Genomic DNA, 16,480 nt, shown 5'->3' on the forward strand with positions numbered 1-16,480 from the left:
TGAAGTTATCGCAATGAAATGGCCGTGGTATCTAAGCGTATAATCTGCTATTGGGTTCTGCACCTAAACACTGCCATTCCATTCCTGGTAAAACTCCTCAAGAAAAGCTTCCATAAATTGATGTCTATGTTCGGCCATCTTTTTGCCAGTTGAGGTATTCATCCTTTCTTTAAGTAGCAGAAGTTTCTCGTAGAAATGATTGATGGTAGGGGCCTTGCTCTGCTTATACTCTTCCCTAGTCATAGTAAAGTTAGGCTTTATCTCAGGATTGTAGATTTCCCTGTTTTTATATCCTCCGTAATTGAAGGTCCTGGCTATACCAATGGCTCCCATGGCATCCAGCCGGTCAGCATCCTGGATGACATCCAGTTCCGGGGATTTGAATTGCTGAGGGGCTCTACCCCCTTTGAAGGAAATGTTCGCAATGATATTTTCAACCTGCGTAATTATGGCTTCTTCAACATTCAGCGTACTTAAAAATTCTCTTGCCTTGGGAGGGCCAATTTCTTCATCACCATCATGGAATTTTGAGTCCGCTATATCATGAAGTAGAGCGCCCAGTTCAACCACAAACATATCAACATCTTCCGTTTGGGCGATGTGCTTTGAGAGGTTCCAAACACGAAAAATATGCCACCAGTCATGCCCCCCTTCAGCATCAGATAAGGTCTCTTTCACAAAATCTATGGTCTTTTGAATTACAGTTTCCTGATCTACAAGCATTATTACATTATAGGTTTTTGCTGAGTTGGCAGGCAGCACACCAGTCGTTCAAGCTTAGGCTGAAGTAGTGACTGCTTTTCGTCTGCTTTGCTTTTTTTTCGCTTTTTTCTTCAGCTTATTAATCCAGATTATCACTCCCGTAATAGGCAGGGAAGTAGCCACGAGGCAGGCAACAAAATAGATTATCTTGGAAAAGGTACCGTACACATAGCCCATATGCAAAGGCTTGATGGAGGCAGCAATCCTTTCGTTGAAGGGCTTCTCGGCAAAAATCTCACTAGCCAGAACTTCCCCACTATACTGGTCTAGCTGTAGCCTGTCAGTAGCTGAAGGAGCAAAAAAGCCGGTTTTATGTTTGGAGATAGAAACTGTTCCAACTGAATCTTTAGGCAGAGAAATCTGATGATCTCCTTTATAAGGAAGCGTTTCGTTGCTGATGTGCATAAGCTCTGCTACTGTCAAAGGAGTCGCATTTTGAACGGGTAAGGTTGAACTCAGGGGTTCTCCTCCCCCTCCTCTTCTCCCAAATACCTGCGTCCCCAACACTTCTCCCAAACCATCTCTATACCATTCAAAAGACCAGCAGAGGCCGGTAAGGGCCATAATGAGCAAAAGTATGGAAGAATAAAGGCCCAATGAATTGTGCAAATCATGATTGATTCTCTTCCAGTTCGCATTCCATTTGATTTTGAGCCCTTGTTTCCATGATTTTACTTTTTGCGGAACCCAGATTACCAAACCACTGAGAATAAGAAAAACAAAAATGAGGGTGGCAACTCCCACGATGGGTCGGCCAATAGCACTATCCAGGAGCAACCAACGATGTAGCCTGAACATAAACATAAAGAAACCGGCAGCCGGACTGTCGGATGTTCCAAGTACTGTGGCCGTATAAGGATTAACAAAATAGGTAGTTCCCCTACGTTCTTCTTCTGATTTTTTGATACTTACCGCATAAGGCTCATCCTCTGCATGAGGTATGCTAATGGAAGCAATGATCCCTCCGGGCTGCTGCTGTAATTGTTCTATAATGGCTTCAGCAGTCATGGGTTCCGCATCTTCCGGCACATCTATGCTGTATTTTTCGGGTTCAATCAGCATTTCTACCTCTTCCCGAAAGGTATAGATGGTTCCACTCAGGCAAACTAAAAACAGGATAAGGCCACTGCCTATTCCCATCCAAAGGTGAATGTCGTTAAAAAGTTTTCTGGTGCGCTTCCAGCCGGATGAGTTCTTTACTTTTGCCATAGTAATGCAGAGTCTAAATTTTATTTAGACCAAAAATAAATAGCAAAACACTTTTGTTACAAACAATCTCTAAAGAAATTTCACGGAAATCTACAAAAGCAGGAATTCTCCCTATCAAATTCTATAAACTCACTACGATTTCCCGGACTGAGGAATCAGGGTGTTTATAAATTTGTGTCCTAATCAACAAGTTTGCTCTCATTCGCTTAACGGAAGGAGGCATTGATCTTGTCCAAAGCTTGTTGGCCGGGCATCAGGTCTTTTTCTCTCAAACTATTGAGCGGTTGCTCTACGGTATCCAGTATCTTGTGCAAATCTTTGCTTTTGGGGTCAATATAAAGCAGGCCAGTAAGGATTTCACCCTTAGCTTTAGCTTCCTGCAAACGGTTTACCGCAGAATCCCGATTCGTAGGGTTCCAGTGAGGGCTAAGCTTACTGAGTTGTATCAGGGAACCATCGTGCATGACTACTGAGGATGAAGTCCCCTCCTCATAATCTATGGTGATTTCATCTTTCTCCGGCACATAGTCCACAGTAGAAGTAGCCTCAATATGATCTCTTACAAAATCATAAGACTTGGTAGAACCATTATTGTTATTGAAGGTAACACAGGGAGAAAGCACATCTAATAAGGCAAAGCCGGGATGAGACATAGCCGCTTTGATAAGGGGGACCAGCTGTGTCTTATCGCCTGAAAAGCTACGCGCGACAAAGCTTGCGCCCAGTTCAAGTGAAAGACCTACCAGATCAATAGGCTCAAAAGGATTGACTGAACCGGCTTTACTCACTGAACCTAAATCTGCAGTGGCTGAATCCTGTCCTTTGGTAAGGCCATAGCAGCCATTGTTCATCACAATGTACATCATGTTCAGATTGCGTCGGAGTACATGGCAAAACTGTCCTAAGCCAATAGAAGCGGTATCTCCATCACCCGATACGCCCAGGTAGATCAGATCACGATTGGCCATATTGGCCCCGGTAGCGATAGAAGGCATGCGCCCATGTACCGAATTGAAGCCGTGTGAGTTGCCCAGAAAATAAGTCGGCGTTTTGGAAGAACAGCCAATCCCTGACAGTTTAGCTAATTTGTGCGGTTCCACGCCCATCTCATAGCAAGCCTGGATAATGGCTCCGCTGATAGAATCGTGGCCGCAACCGGCACAGAGGGTAGAGATAGCCCCCTCGTAATCGGCTTTACGAAAACCGATTTTATTTTTGGGGAGTCCGGGATGACGAAAGGCAGGTTTTACGAAAGTCATAATGTTTTGCTTTTGTGGTTATTGGTGCTGATCAGCGGGGCGGTAGCCGGTAACTTTTTCATGATCTGCTGAATAATGGCATCTGCCGTAATCGGCATACCTCCGTAGTTTAAAATAGGCGTTAGTTTTTTGGGAGAGACTTCCAGTTCGTTGACCAGCAATGCACGAAACTGCTTATCGCGGTTTTGTTCAATCACAAATACTTCTTCATGGGAATCTACAAAGTCTGCTACCGTACTATTAAAAGGAAAGGCTTTGATGCGCATGGCATCCAGCACAATGCCTTTTTGCTTGAGCAAATCCATGGCTTCCAGGGCTGCATAAGAAGAAGTGCCGAAGAAAATGATGCCTCGCTCATTCTGATTACTTTGCTGAAAAAGCTCAGGAGCAGGTATATAGCTTTTAGTGGTCTCCCACTTTTTTGCCAGTCTATCCACGATGCGTTCATATACATCACTGTCTTCTGAATAGCGGGCGTACTCATCACGGGAAGTACCCCGCGTAAAGAAAGAACCTTTGGTGGGATGCGTACCGGGAATGGTTCGGTAGCAAATACCATCATCATCCACATCCAGATAACGGCCATATTTTTCAATCTTCTCCAGCTCATCCGCACTGAGCACTTTACCCAAATCATATTTACGCACATCGTTCCACTTTAGCGGGGGCGACATATGGCTGTTCATCCCTAAATCCAGGTCAGACATCATAATGATGGGTGTTTGCAGCTGGTCGGCCAGATCAAAGGCAGTAGCCGACATCTCAAAACATTCTGCCGGAGTGCTGGGAAAAAGCAGCACATGCTTGGTATCGCCATGCGAGGCATAAGCCGAAGATAAAATATCAGACTGCTGCGTACGGGTAGGCATACCGGTAGAAGGTCCTCCCCGCTGTACATTGACCAGTACCACCGGAATTTCGGCAAAATAAGCCAGTCCGATAAACTCACTCATGAGCGAAACTCCCGGCCCGCTGGTGGCGGTAAAGGCACGGGCACCATTCCAGGTGGCCCCGATCACCATGCCCATCGCTGCCAGTTCATCTTCAGCCTGAACGATGGCGTATTTTTTCTTCCCCGTTTCAGGGTCAGTGCGCAGCTTTTTGGCATAGGTTTCAAAGGCTTTGACCACTGAAGTAGAAGGCGTAATCGGGTACCAGGCGGCTACGGTAGCCCCGGCATAGATTGCTCCCAGGGCGGTAGCGGCGTTACCGTCTATCATGATGGAATCTCCTACATGATCACGACGCTCCAGCCGGATGTCCAGCGGGCAGCTGTAATGTGCTTTGGCATACTGATAACCCAGGTCCAGCGCTTTGAAGTTAGGGGGAATCAGCTTTTCTTTTCTGCTGAACTGCGCACGGATGATGTTTTGTATCACTTCCATCTCAATAACCAAGAGTGCTGCCAGTGCACCTACATAGACAATATTCTTGAAAAGCTGCTGATGCCGGGGATTTTCATAATGCTCCATACACATCTGCATCATGGGGATGCCGATGTAGTGCACGCCTTCGCGTATAAAGTCATCGTGCAGCCTCTTGGTGCTGTCATAAACAAAATAGCCCCCTTCTTTGATGGAGGCTATATCTTTAGCATAGCTCTGGGGGTTTACGCCCACCAGCAAATCCACACCATCCCTTCTTCCCAGATATCCCTGCTCGCTGACGCGGACTTCGTACCAGGTAGGCAAGCCCTGGATGTTTGAAGGAAAAATATTTTTGGGAGAAACAGGTATGCCCATCCTGAAAATTGCTTTGGCAAACATCTCATTGGCACTTGCCGAACCCGTTCCATTTACATTGGCAAAACGAATCACCATATCGTTAACCGCACTCACTGTCATCATAACACCTTGGTAGCTTTGGTTACATTGTATAAATATTTTTGCATGTCCCAGGCTGTGGTGGGGCAGCGCTCTGCACAGAGGCCGCAGTGGAGACAAACGTCTTCATCTTTGACCATCACTCTTTTGGTAGGGAGTATGTCAGAAACATATAAGTCCTGGGAGGTATTTTCTGCGGGAGCGTTCAGTCTGGAACGAAGGTCATCCTCCTCACCATTATCTGTAAAAGTGATACAACTGGTCGGGCAGATATCTACGCAGGCATCGCATTCTATGCAGGCATCTTCGGTGAAGACAGTCTGCACATCACAGTTGAGACAGCGTTGCGCTTCCTTATAGCCGGTAGGCTCATCAAAGCCCAATTCTACTTCAATCTTGCGATTGGTCAGTGTGATCGTTTTCTGCGCATGCGGCACCGGATAACGCTTGTCTATCACCACCGGACTGTCATAACTCCACTCATGGATACCCATCTTCTGCCGGATCAGGTTGGTCATCGGCGCGGGGCGGTCCATCACATCTTTTCCCTGACAATACTGATGCATAGAAATCGCTGCCTGATGGCCGTGGGCAGCTGCCGTAATAATATTCTCCGGACCAAAAGCAGCATCACCGCCGAAGAAAACCTGGGGTAAAGTAGACTGAAAAGTAGTCTTGTCCAGTACCGGAATATCCCATTTGCCGAACTCAATGCCCAGGTCTCTTTCTATCCAGGGAAAAGCATTATCCTGTCCGATGGCAATGATCACATCATCGGCCTCAATAAACTCATCCGGCTCTCCGGTAGGGATAAGCTTACGTTTTCCGTTCTCATCATATTCTGCTCTCACCTTACCGAAGATGACTCCTTTGAGTTTGCCATCTTCTATCACAAACTCTTTGGGAGGCATGTTATTCAGAATAGGAATGTCCTCTGCCTGCGCATCAGATATCTCCCAGGGCGAAGCTTTCATTTCATTGAAAGGGCTACGCACCACTACTTTTACCTCATCTCCACCCAGCCGGCGAGAGGTACGGCAGCAGTCCATCGCGGTATTACCACCGCCTAATACGATTACTTTTTTACCGATCTTATCCACATGACCAAAGGCGACACTGGCCAGAAACTCTATGCCGATATGAATATTCTTGGCAGCTTTTTCACTACCAGGCAGCTTGAGGTCACGACCTTTGGGAGCACCAGTGCCTACAAACACCGCATCATAGTCTTTATCCAGTATCTCTTTCATGCTAGACACATAATGGTTGAAGTGGGTATGTATACCCATATCAATGATGTAGTTCACCTCCTCGTCCAGCACCTCTTCGGGCAGGCGAAAGGCGGGAATCTGGGTGCGCATCATGCCTCCGCCTTTGTGCCATTCGTCGTAGAGATGAATCTCATAGCCGAGCGGAGCTAGGTCGCGGGCTACGGTGAGCGAAGCTGGTCCACCACCGATCAGGGCGACTTTTTTACCATTTTTCTGCTCAGGAGCCTTAGGCATTCGATGTTTGACTTCTCCTTTGTTGTCAGCCGCTACGCGCTTGAGGCGGCAGATGGCTACCGGCTCTTCCTCTTCCGCCAGGCGTCCACGGCGGCAGGCCGGTTCACAGGGGCGGTCGCAGGTACGGCCCAGTATGCCGGGAAAGACATTAGACTCCCAGTTGACCATATAGGCATCGGTATATCGCTCGGCAGCGATCAGGCGGATGTACTCGGGAACGGGAGTGTGAGCCGGGCAGGCATATTGACAATCCACCACTTTGTGGAAGTACTCGGGGTTGCTCGTATCAGTAGGTCTCAAATCATTATGTTTTAAATCAACAAAGCCAAGCGTTACATCTGGCTTAGGAAATACTAAAGAAACTTACAAAATATAAGCAAACTTTGCCAAAATTAAGAAAAAACAAAGCTTAAAAATGAAATCGGTAATTTTACGCGCTGTGCTTGTTCTATGTTCCGCATTAAAAAATTAACACATGGAATAAGAGGTTGGGTTAAACAAAAAAAATGCAACTATCCATCACCTGACGGTTAGTTGCATTACTGTTGTCGAATGAAGTCTCCTCCAATTCGGCTATGCTGATTTGTTCTCAAATTAAGTATTTTTGTTGCTTGAAAAAAGTATTATCACCAATTAAATATACTATTGATACATTTTCTTTAAAGCTTTATATGGTTTTGGAAAATTGTTATAATGAGCGATGATCAGGGAGACGGGCATAGTAACTAAGCTCGCTCAATCAAGTGAGCTCTAATGGGGCTATATTCCTTAATGTAATCCTGAGTTTTTGAAAATTCATTCGTTGGAGTCAGACTATTCTTTTATCTTTGCGCCATGGTTCCGTAGTAGAATGGATACTACGTGGGTCTCCGGAACCCAAGATGCAGGTTCGATTCCTGCCGGAACCATTAAATAAACCTCCATACGCTGTTTAAACGCAGATTTGGAGGTTTTTCCTTCTAATTCAATACATATTCGATACACGGACATAAACCTCTTGACAGTGGAAGGAGAAAAAATTACCTACATCTATGTTCTAAAAAATCCCTTTTCAAACGAGATTTTTTACATAGGAAAGACAATTCAACACGATAGAAGACTAAGAGATCATATTCAGGATGCTAGATTAGACAGATATTCTACTCCTGAGATGAGAAAATATATCAGGGATATACTAGCATTAGGTAGTAAACCTCGATTTGAAGTAGTCTATACTGTAAAACCTGATCAAAAATGGTGGGATGTAGAAAGGGACTTTATTAGAGAGTATAGAAAGAAATATAAACTTTTTAATGTGTGCGATGGTGGCTTTGGTGGTGCATCTTATAATAGGTTATCTGAAAAAGGAATGCTTAAGCTTCAGAAAAGATTTTCAAAAGCTGTACTCTGTTATGATGCTAAAACAGGTGAATTTATACAGGAATATATATCTGCTAGAGAAGCAGCACGACAACTAAATCTTTTTTCAAATCAGGTAACACAAGTTTGTAAAGGTAAATTTGCCCATACCGGAGGATTTATTTTTAGATACAAAAAGAAGTATGCAAAAAATAAAATAGCACCTGCAAAAGGTAGAGGTAAAAAAATTCTTCAATATGATTTAAACGGGAATCTATTAAGAGAATGGCCTAACCCTTATCAAGTAAAGAAAGAATTAAAAATACATGATACTTCTGTACTAAGATGTTGTAAAGGTGAACAAAAAACTAGTTACGGTTTTGTCTGGAAATTTGCCTGAATCAATAACACATTAACAAAGCATCATATTTGAATAGTACAAGAAAATAATTTTAATCAAATATTTGTATTATTCAATTTCGTTTCTGTTCAAAGATCATATTTTTTTCAATACAGTATATCAGAAAAGCTTTTCATTGCTCAGAAAGGCTTATTTTGCCTGAAAATACTATTATAATTTCTGTACAATCTGTTAGGTATTATTTTCTATTTCTTTGTTTTGTGCAATTAATAGAAATATATCCCAGAAATGTTGTCTCTGTTACTTACTTGATCGGTTGAGTTATTTGTCTTTTTGTTATACAACTCATAACTACTTTCTTCCAAGTGTCTGATCAATATAGCTGTAAATTCCTTTGCATATTCTCTTATTTCTGATCTGAAAAATTTGAAGTCTTCACCACTAATGTTTTCAGCATATTCAGAAGTACGTTTTACAAGTCCCTTATTTGTCATGCGAAGCCATAAGAATAAAGCAGATTCATAATATACCCAAAACGCTAAGGGAGTTTTGATTTGCTCGTAAAGTTCAGGGTAATTAGCAGGGTTTTCTATAAGTGCATTATACAAGTCTTTTCCCAAAATCGGTTTTATATGTTTTTCCTGTGCGATAGAAATCTGAGGAAAGATTAAATCATCGCTAAGATTCTGTTCTATTGTTGTAAGCTGTTTGACTTCACTTGCTGTAATTAGATTCATTATGCTGTAGGTTGTTCTGTAGTAGGTTGATTATTTTGATTTGATACTGGTACAGGTGGTAGACCGAATAACATTTCCCTTCTTTCATCCTGAGTAAGATTTTGTAATAGGGTTTCAGGATATAACTGTATAGGTAGTTCTGTTTTCAAATCTATAGTACCCAAACCATTCACAGATAAAATTTTGTTTATTCCATCTATCAGTAATTTTTGTAAACTGTTTGTAACGTTGTTTTTGAATAAATTGTAGGCTATGAACAACTTATTCGCATCACCTCCCAAATCACTACCTTTTGTCGATATCCCTGCAAGTTCCTGTGATGATCTATGTCCGGTAGAAATTTTGCTGATAGTTGTATCTGTTAAATGTTGAAATAAATCGGGATTATTATTAGCCTGTACTGGTAAAATCTCAACTCTATATTCATCAGCACTGTAATTAAATACAACTTTAGAAGTATTATGACTTCCAGTAAATGAATTTAAAAATTGATCTTTGAACCACTTTTTTTGTTCCTCGCTAGGACTACCATATACATTAATTATTGCTGAAGAAAAGAAACCGTTTGAAATGCTTGCCAAATGAAAAGTGCTTAACTCTTTTTCAATATCTACATAGTTCAAAATGCTGTTGTAGCTCGGAATTGTGATGTACGGATTACCTGGGGAGTATCTTCTTATTTCTAATATCTGTGTGTATTCCTCTTCTCCATTTTCGTCTTGACTACCTTTCGTTGAAAAGGCTGGATAGGTAGTGTACTTCTTGAATTTATTTTTATTATACCCTTTTTTCAAAGATTTTTCAGTAACTGCATACCTACTCACTTTTCCGTATTCATCCGACTCGATAGGTGTAACACAAGTACGATCTAAGAAATCAAATTCAACTATTTTTGTCCGGTCAATATTCCAGTTGACTTGAATATATGCTGTTTCAAACAGAGAGAGATCAAAAGATAACTTATCAATTAATTCATTGATATTGTTGCTGTTAAGAAATCGAAGGGTTTCACCTGATTTTTCATTTGTTACAATTTCACCTGCTATAAGGTCTTTCTTCAGGTTGATAAAGTTGCTGTGAGTTGCAGAATTGTAGTGATATTTTTCAACTAAAAGATCGAAATAATCAGCACCTGATTTTGTTTGAAGAGTGATTAGACCATTACGGTTTACAGTTTCAGTTGCAACTGTTTGCTCAATATTAGAGAGGTTAATTATTATACTTTCCAAAAGCTATTTTATTATAAATAGCTTCCTTTCAGTTATCTGTCGTTTGTATTAACCCAGTGGACCACCCATCACATAAGGCATTCCTGCATAATATATCTGTGAATATTCTGCACTACTATTTTCTGAAAACTTCTTAATTTTTACTGGTTGTCTCTTAATGTAAAATTTGTATCTCTTCATTATCTATATTCTGTATAGTCGTATTCGTCTGAATATTCTTGATTATATGTGTTATGCTTCGTGAATTTTTTCAACGTTATAACCTTTGCTACCTGCTTAATACAGAACTTTCTGACTTGCTTTTTCTTATCCATAATTAACTAGGAAAACCAGCAGGGAATGAATAAGGGAATCCTTCACCAGAATCGACAGTATAAGCTATGTCTTGTAATACCTGTAATTTTCCTCCAAAAGCCGTAAAAGGTTCACCTTCAGGTGAAATAAATTGTAATTGAAATTGATACAAATCAGCAGGAATAACAGTAAACGATGAAGGAATAATAATTACTCCTGTATTAGGTCCGGTAAATGTCACTCCTGTTTGATTCAGTCCGTAAGATGCTGATATTATTGCTTCACTGTAAGTATACTTTCGTACCTGAAAAAGCGCACCCCATCCTGCTGTAAGTACGATATCGTCATCGAGTATTTGAAAAGGTATTTCTAATTGATCTCCCTGAACTAACTTTATATTTTCACTAAGCAAAGTCTTTCTTTTTTATAAATAGTTTAAGCTACTTTTATAGCTGTCATAGAGTATCTTGTAACAAAAGCATTAGAATTCCCTCCTGTGCTAGTTCCATACAGGTAAAAATTAATATTATTTGTACTTCCAGTTCTGAATGTTGTAGAAACATTAAATATTTTTTGAGGATGTTCAGAAGCTGTTATAACATCTTGATGCGATTGTGCTAATACACCTGTATTACTTGAATCTAGTACACAATATATTCTAGTATCTACAGCTGAAAGCCTTTCAAATGAAACACTACAAGTAACTGTCACTATGTATTCACCTGTAGATACTGCATAATCCTGATCTACTAGTGTTGTTTGTGTAGTAGTAACTGTAGTATCGTTTGAAGCACCTATTTCATAATATGAATTAATAGAACCACCACCTGCACCAGTACTATATCTTCCATCAAGATCAACAGTTAACGTACTTAATCCTGATCTACCTAATGATAATATTCCTGTACCTGTATCAAAACTGAGAGAATTAGCATAGTTATTAGTATCAGTTGTTGAATATCTACCATCAAGATCAACGGTAACACTTCCATTTTGTCTGTTCAGAGTTAATACACCTGTTCCGGTATTGAATGTACTTCCAGTTACATAATTATTACCATCAGCACCACCTCCTGAAGGGATTGATTGTACACTAAGAGTTCCATCAGGTAATGCTACAACCATTCTTGTACCTGTCCCAGCAAGATTAGATATAAGTACATCTTTGCTTGTAGAGATTAGACTACTTGAAAAATTTTCAAAAGGTTTATTAAATAAATCGTTATAATTTTCACTGAATCGAGGAATACTAACCGTTACATTTCCGTTTTGTCTATTCAGGGTTAAAATACTTCCGCTATATGTAGCACCTGTTATGTAATTGTCTGTATTCTGAAAACTTGGAATGTCCTGAGTAGTAATCAGATTATTTGTACCAAGTACCAACATTTTCGTACTAGCTAAATTTTTATCCCATCTGACAGAATCCGGTAAAATAAGTTGATCACTATTAATCTGAGTAAATCCGGTACTGACTGTCATTACAGATTGTCCATTAGTACGCATCTGAATTGAATCTGAATTAATAGCTACTTCACCAGCTAATGCGCTATTTTCTGATGATAATTTTAAGGTTGATGAGTTACCAAATACCCTAGTATTGACCTGAATGTTATTATTGAAAACAACAGTGTTGTTTGTAGTAGCTCCTACATCTGTCACTTGTTGTAAAGTAGGTGTACCAGCATCGTTAGTAGTACCTGTAATGGTAATTACATTGTTCTCAATTGCTATACCCTGACCAAGTGTCAATTCTCCTAGATATCCATCATTTGAAAACCCTGCTATAGTTGTTCCTGTAATTTGTCGGTTACTGAACTTTGTCAATCCGTTGTAATCCATCTGAATATACCCTGTACTACCAGATAGATATAATTCAGATGCTGTTTTGATAATTAAGCTTTGAGGCGCACCACCTCCGCTAAGGTCTTTTTGATGTATTAATCCGTTTTTTATTTCAAGTACTCCTGCTATATATTTACTTCCTTCAAACTCACCAAAATTGTTAACTGATGCTATATCATGAAAATGAATTATATCTTCTTCTATCCTGAATTGATCATTATTTGAATTGAATGCATTGAAAATATATCCGCTATTACCATTATCAAACTTGAAGTAGTCAGCAGGTAGACTTACAATAGTTACACCTGATTCAGTGTACTGAGTATATGTATTACTAATATATCCTGTATAACTTTCACCTCCCTGAATAAAGTTATCAAAAACAGTAGTAGATGCTGAACCACCTTGTACAATTCCGTTTTCAAATTCAACAGTAACCGCTGTTCCTCCTGAAATTAGATATTGAAACCCTCCAACGCTTGTTTTTGATTCAAAGTATTTTGCTTGAATATGGTTTGTAGTAGTGTTTCCTTCATCAGTAACACTTTGAAGATCCTGTAAACCTTCGTATTCAGAAGCTAAAAGGTATCTTCCATCAAGATCAACTGTTAAGCTGGGTAATTCATTTCTATTCAATGTCAGTGTACCATCAGCAGTATTGAAGGATACACTTGTCACATAATTATTTGTACCTCCTGATGTTTCACCACTCAAATTTAGATCACTCAAATCTACTATAAGTGCATCAGAATTATTTTTCACCAGAATTAACTGACTGTAACTATTCAGATATGCATCTATTATTGTCTCATCGATAGCACTGTTTGTATTTTTTACAAGTGTAGATACTTTGTCGGTTGATAATATTCGTTCTAATGCCATTAGTTAAAATCTGATATTCTTGCATCTGCAATCGTAGGAATTGCAATATTATTTGTAGCGAAGTCGCTCATAGAGAAGTCATCGTACAGGGAACTTACTGTATATGTATTGTTTAATATCTCTGTGATATGATTTTCTGATATTTCTTTCATGTTATGTCTACTATATCCTGAAAATTCTAATTCATATGCTTGATTATCAGTAGATGCACCGTATTTCTTCAACCTAATTGATCTATCTAATCCAGCTACCCACCAGTGTGAGTTCTCATCTTTCACCACTACCAGTAAATTTTTCAGCTTAATAATATTTGTGATTTGTTCTCTTCTCAGTGCAGACAGATTGATTATGTTGAAAGTAAAGTTTTGTTGAAAAAGAATTCCTTCGGGACCTAGTTCTAAAGATTCAGATAATTCTGTTGATTCAGGATCTACATCGAATTGATTAAATAATAAATCTACTCCCTCTATTTTTGTAACTACATTGTTATTACTTATATCAAGTGCATATCTCAAATCAGCAGGATAATTCCCTATCCAAAGCTGATCAATTCCTGCAATACTGTATTCACAATTACTAATCAATGTATTACCAGAAAGGTACTGTGCAGCATATGTAAGGCTTACTTCCTGAAACCTTATCCTGTTTGTTCCCTCTAAAGTTAGATCATACCTGTTTTCACCTGTAGCATTTCCGGTACTACTTTCAAAAGCTGAGATTTTCAAACCTTTATCGATGCCAGCTATCCAACACTGATTTGAATAATCTTGTACCATCACTAACAATCTACTTTTTGTGAGTAGTTGTAATTCTTTCAGTTTACTTGCAGCTATGTGAAGATATTTCAGTGAAATGTTTTGTGTATAAGTTTTTCCTGCTGGGGTACGGTTCAAACTTTCTGACAAATTCACTTCATCAGAATCAACGTCAAAACTTAACCAAGAAAGTGATTCCGGTATATCTTCAATAGTGTGAAAATCATTATTGAGATAAAGAGGATTGATTTTTTTGTGAGAAGCTATCAAAAGTTTTTTGACACCTGGAATATTAAAGTCGATACAATTCAATAGAGTTGCTTTTCTATAAATAGCCACCATCCCAAATAAAAAAGTCCCTAACTGTAAGCTAAGGACTTAGTAAAAATTATGAAAAGCGGATTATTAATTGATTAGTATTATTAAGGTATTAATGCTTCTGCTACTGCTGAATCAACTATCTGATATCTACCCAGATTAGGACCTGATAGAGTTACAATAGTTGTGTGTCCATCACCGAAAGCTGTACCACTGTCATCAGTCATTGCTGTTACAGAAAGTCCAGTACCTTTCAAGCCGAATCCGTACCACGTACCTGTTTTATGTTTTACAAGCACTGTTAATTTTTTCATACGTGCTAGTGTTTCAAGTTCTGTATACTCTTCATCACTTAATGCAGAAAGTGTTAAATTAACGGTCTGGGTAAAATATGTATTAGTACCTTTGACAAGTTCTTGAGTAAAGTTTGCTGTCTGTTCCTGAGAATCGTATTCAAAAAATACTCCGTCCATTGCATCTACAGTACCACCAGTTGTTTCTGTCATTCCACTAATCAGATTGTAATCACCAATCAGAATATTATCTACCCCTCCAAAACTGAACTCAGTACACCCAGAAGATTTTTTTATGCTTTTACTTAATGTACAAGACATTTAGTTATATTTTTATTCAATGTTCTTTATGAAATATGATCCCCCATTAATAGGGGGATATATTAGTTTTATGCAGGGTTATATCTGTATACAACCTCTTCAGGATAAGCGATTTTAGTATCTACAGAACCATCTAAACGGAATGATATAATATCATCCTGAGTAGTTTCGCTGTGATCTACTACACGTACCTGATTATAATCGCTAACTAAGTCAGTACCTAGATAGAAATTATCTTTCATACCTGCGATAATACTATCATCATCTATTGCATGAGACTCAAACAAGCTCATTCCTAGATAAGTGAAAGGTTGATCAGCTGTAAATGTCTGCATCATTTGACCGCTACCTGCAATTTTATATAGTGCCATAGCTTTACGGCTCATATAGATAGCAGCTTCAGAAGGTTCAATTTCTAATTCGTGCAATGCTTCATATACTTTTGCTAATTCATCAGCAATATTTGAAGCAGTAAGAGTAGAACCTGTGATTTTAACAGCTTCAGTAGTACCTGCTGAACTCGATAGAATAGTTTCATATCCGTTAATCGCATCCATTACATTAGTAGTAGTTCCGGTTGTTTTAGTTGCAGACCAGATAGCTTTTTCTATCTTTTTGCTAACCATTTTACCCATTCTTTCTACTAACCATTCATCGAAAGTAAAATCGGTATTCTGAGCGCCTGGGGTCATCTTTTCAGCTTCCCACGTCTGGATTAATGCTCTTTTCTCTTCTTCTATGTGAACTGTAAAATTCCAAGGTTCCAGAACAAATTCTGAGTAAGAGAATTTTGAAGTACCTGAAAATTTTGCTTGATAAGGTTTAAGGTCAAAGTCTTCAAGTGACCTTTTCCCGATATTCGTTTTGTATTTGATGTTAGGCAGAATCTGCACCATCTGTGTATCGAGAGTAGGTGCGCCTAAGATTGCTTTTGAAATGTAAGGTGTAGCTAATGTTCCTACATAATTACTAGTAATTGACAATTCATGAATGTTTTCTTTTTGTTGTTATTGATAGCGCAAAGGCTAATATTTTTTTGTTCTTTATTCTTAAATAGTAAGTATTTCAAAAAATTGATTTTCCCCTGTTATGAATTCGCATTATCAGGGTTAAGTGCTGCAATTCTTGTTATATAAGCAGCGTATTCAGCAGGAGACATAGAACTGATTTTGTCAAACTCATCTAAGTCTGTTGTCCAGCGATTTTTTTCAACACTGAATACTTCTGTGAGTATTACTATATTATCCCTTCTGAAAGAACGCCATCCGGCCCTGTTAAAGTCATAGAACCTAACGGTGCTAGTATCTGAATTACGGGATCTGGGATGTTTGCTAATAGGGACTATAGAAAGATTTGTTGTAGCTGTTCGTGTTGCTGAAATGTTTCCTGCTCTTCCTCTGTCACGATTGTATTCGTTATTAGCATACCGGAAAATGAATCTGACTTTTGTAAGTTTTGAATACTTCTGAAAATCTGAAAGTGTACTAAGGGCAATCCTTTCTAATTCAATAGGATCACCCTCTACACTATCTATTTTTTTCAACGTTTC

At 39.3% G+C, this 16,480-nt stretch carries 14 protein-coding genes and 1 tRNA gene; 2 read left to right on the forward strand and 13 right to left on the reverse strand.

Annotated features, from left to right (window positions below; all coding sequences use genetic code 11):
* Nucleotides 1–63: 63 nt before the first annotated feature.
* The 5 genes from OKW21_RS29190 to OKW21_RS29210 form a co-directional block, all read right to left on the reverse strand.
* Nucleotides 64–723, reverse strand: a complete 660-nt coding sequence (locus OKW21_RS29190) for an HD domain-containing protein (RefSeq protein WP_277486694.1) — start codon at nt 721–723, stop codon at nt 64–66.
* Between the two features lie 54 nt (nt 724–777).
* The gene (locus OKW21_RS29195; RefSeq protein ID WP_277486696.1) at nt 778–1,971 is read right to left on the reverse strand and encodes a PepSY-associated TM helix domain-containing protein; all 1,194 of its coding nucleotides are present in this window, start codon (nt 1,969–1,971) and stop codon (nt 778–780) included.
* Between the two features lie 206 nt (nt 1,972–2,177).
* Nucleotides 2,178–3,230: a 2-oxoacid:ferredoxin oxidoreductase subunit beta gene (locus tag OKW21_RS29200; RefSeq protein WP_277486698.1), complete on the reverse strand. Its 1,053-nt coding sequence runs from the start codon at nt 3,228–3,230 to the stop codon at nt 2,178–2,180.
* Nucleotides 3,227–5,077 (reverse strand): 2-oxoacid:acceptor oxidoreductase subunit alpha, encoded by a 1,851-nt coding sequence (locus tag OKW21_RS29205; RefSeq protein WP_420870128.1) that lies wholly within the window; start codon nt 5,075–5,077, stop codon nt 3,227–3,229. The genes OKW21_RS29200 and OKW21_RS29205 overlap by 4 nt, the downstream gene beginning before the upstream one ends.
* On the reverse strand, nt 5,074–6,858 hold the full coding sequence (locus OKW21_RS29210; protein WP_277486701.1) for an FAD-dependent oxidoreductase: 1,785 nt from the start codon (nt 6,856–6,858) through the stop codon (nt 5,074–5,076). Before OKW21_RS29210 ends, OKW21_RS29205 begins: the two co-directional genes overlap by 4 nt.
* 536 nt (nt 6,859–7,394) lie before the next feature.
* On the opposite strand from OKW21_RS29210, the gene OKW21_RS29215 reads away from it, so the two are divergent.
* Together OKW21_RS29215 and OKW21_RS29220 are read left to right on the forward strand one after the other, a co-directional pair.
* Nucleotides 7,395–7,466, forward strand: a tRNA-Arg gene (locus OKW21_RS29215).
* Between the two features lie 95 nt (nt 7,467–7,561).
* Complete coding sequence (locus OKW21_RS29220) at nt 7,562–8,296, forward strand: NUMOD1 domain-containing DNA-binding protein (protein ID WP_277486703.1); 735 nt, start codon at nt 7,562–7,564, stop codon at nt 8,294–8,296.
* Nucleotides 8,297–8,523: 227 nt separating this feature from the next.
* On the opposite strand, the gene OKW21_RS29225 is transcribed toward OKW21_RS29220, so the two are convergent.
* The 8 genes from OKW21_RS29225 to OKW21_RS29260 all read right to left on the reverse strand — a co-directional run bounded on the left by OKW21_RS29225 (nt 8,524) and on the right by OKW21_RS29260 (nt 16,474).
* A complete protein-coding gene (locus OKW21_RS29225; protein ID WP_277486705.1) occupies nt 8,524–8,994 on the reverse strand; it encodes a DUF6712 family protein in 471 nt (156 codons plus the stop codon).
* Nucleotides 8,994–10,223, reverse strand: coding sequence for a hypothetical protein (locus OKW21_RS29230; protein ID WP_277486707.1), 1,230 nt, complete (start codon nt 10,221–10,223; stop codon nt 8,994–8,996). The genes OKW21_RS29225 and OKW21_RS29230 overlap by 1 nt, the downstream gene beginning before the upstream one ends.
* Before the next feature lie 316 nt (nt 10,224–10,539).
* The gene (locus OKW21_RS29235) at nt 10,540–10,929 is read right to left on the reverse strand and encodes a hypothetical protein (RefSeq protein WP_277486708.1); all 390 of its coding nucleotides are present in this window, start codon (nt 10,927–10,929) and stop codon (nt 10,540–10,542) included.
* Between the two features lie 23 nt (nt 10,930–10,952).
* Complete coding sequence (locus tag OKW21_RS29240) at nt 10,953–13,244, reverse strand: hypothetical protein (RefSeq protein ID WP_277486710.1); 2,292 nt, start codon at nt 13,242–13,244, stop codon at nt 10,953–10,955.
* Nucleotides 13,244–14,311 (reverse strand): hypothetical protein, encoded by a 1,068-nt coding sequence (locus OKW21_RS29245; RefSeq protein ID WP_277486711.1) that lies wholly within the window; start codon nt 14,309–14,311, stop codon nt 13,244–13,246. Before OKW21_RS29245 ends, OKW21_RS29240 begins: the two co-directional genes overlap by 1 nt.
* 110 nt (nt 14,312–14,421) lie before the next feature.
* On the reverse strand, nt 14,422–14,931 hold the full coding sequence (locus OKW21_RS29250; RefSeq protein ID WP_277486714.1) for a hypothetical protein: 510 nt from the start codon (nt 14,929–14,931) through the stop codon (nt 14,422–14,424).
* A gap of 68 nt (nt 14,932–14,999) precedes the next feature.
* Nucleotides 15,000–15,914, reverse strand: a complete 915-nt coding sequence (locus tag OKW21_RS29255; RefSeq protein WP_277486716.1) for a hypothetical protein — start codon at nt 15,912–15,914, stop codon at nt 15,000–15,002.
* A gap of 104 nt (nt 15,915–16,018) precedes the next feature.
* Complete coding sequence (locus tag OKW21_RS29260; protein ID WP_277486720.1) at nt 16,019–16,474, reverse strand: SH3 beta-barrel fold-containing protein; 456 nt, start codon at nt 16,472–16,474, stop codon at nt 16,019–16,021.
* Nucleotides 16,475–16,480 lie beyond the last annotated feature (6 nt).

This window comes from Catalinimonas alkaloidigena, assembly GCF_029504655.1.
Taxonomy (GTDB): domain Bacteria; phylum Bacteroidota; class Bacteroidia; order Cytophagales; family Cyclobacteriaceae; genus Catalinimonas; species Catalinimonas alkaloidigena.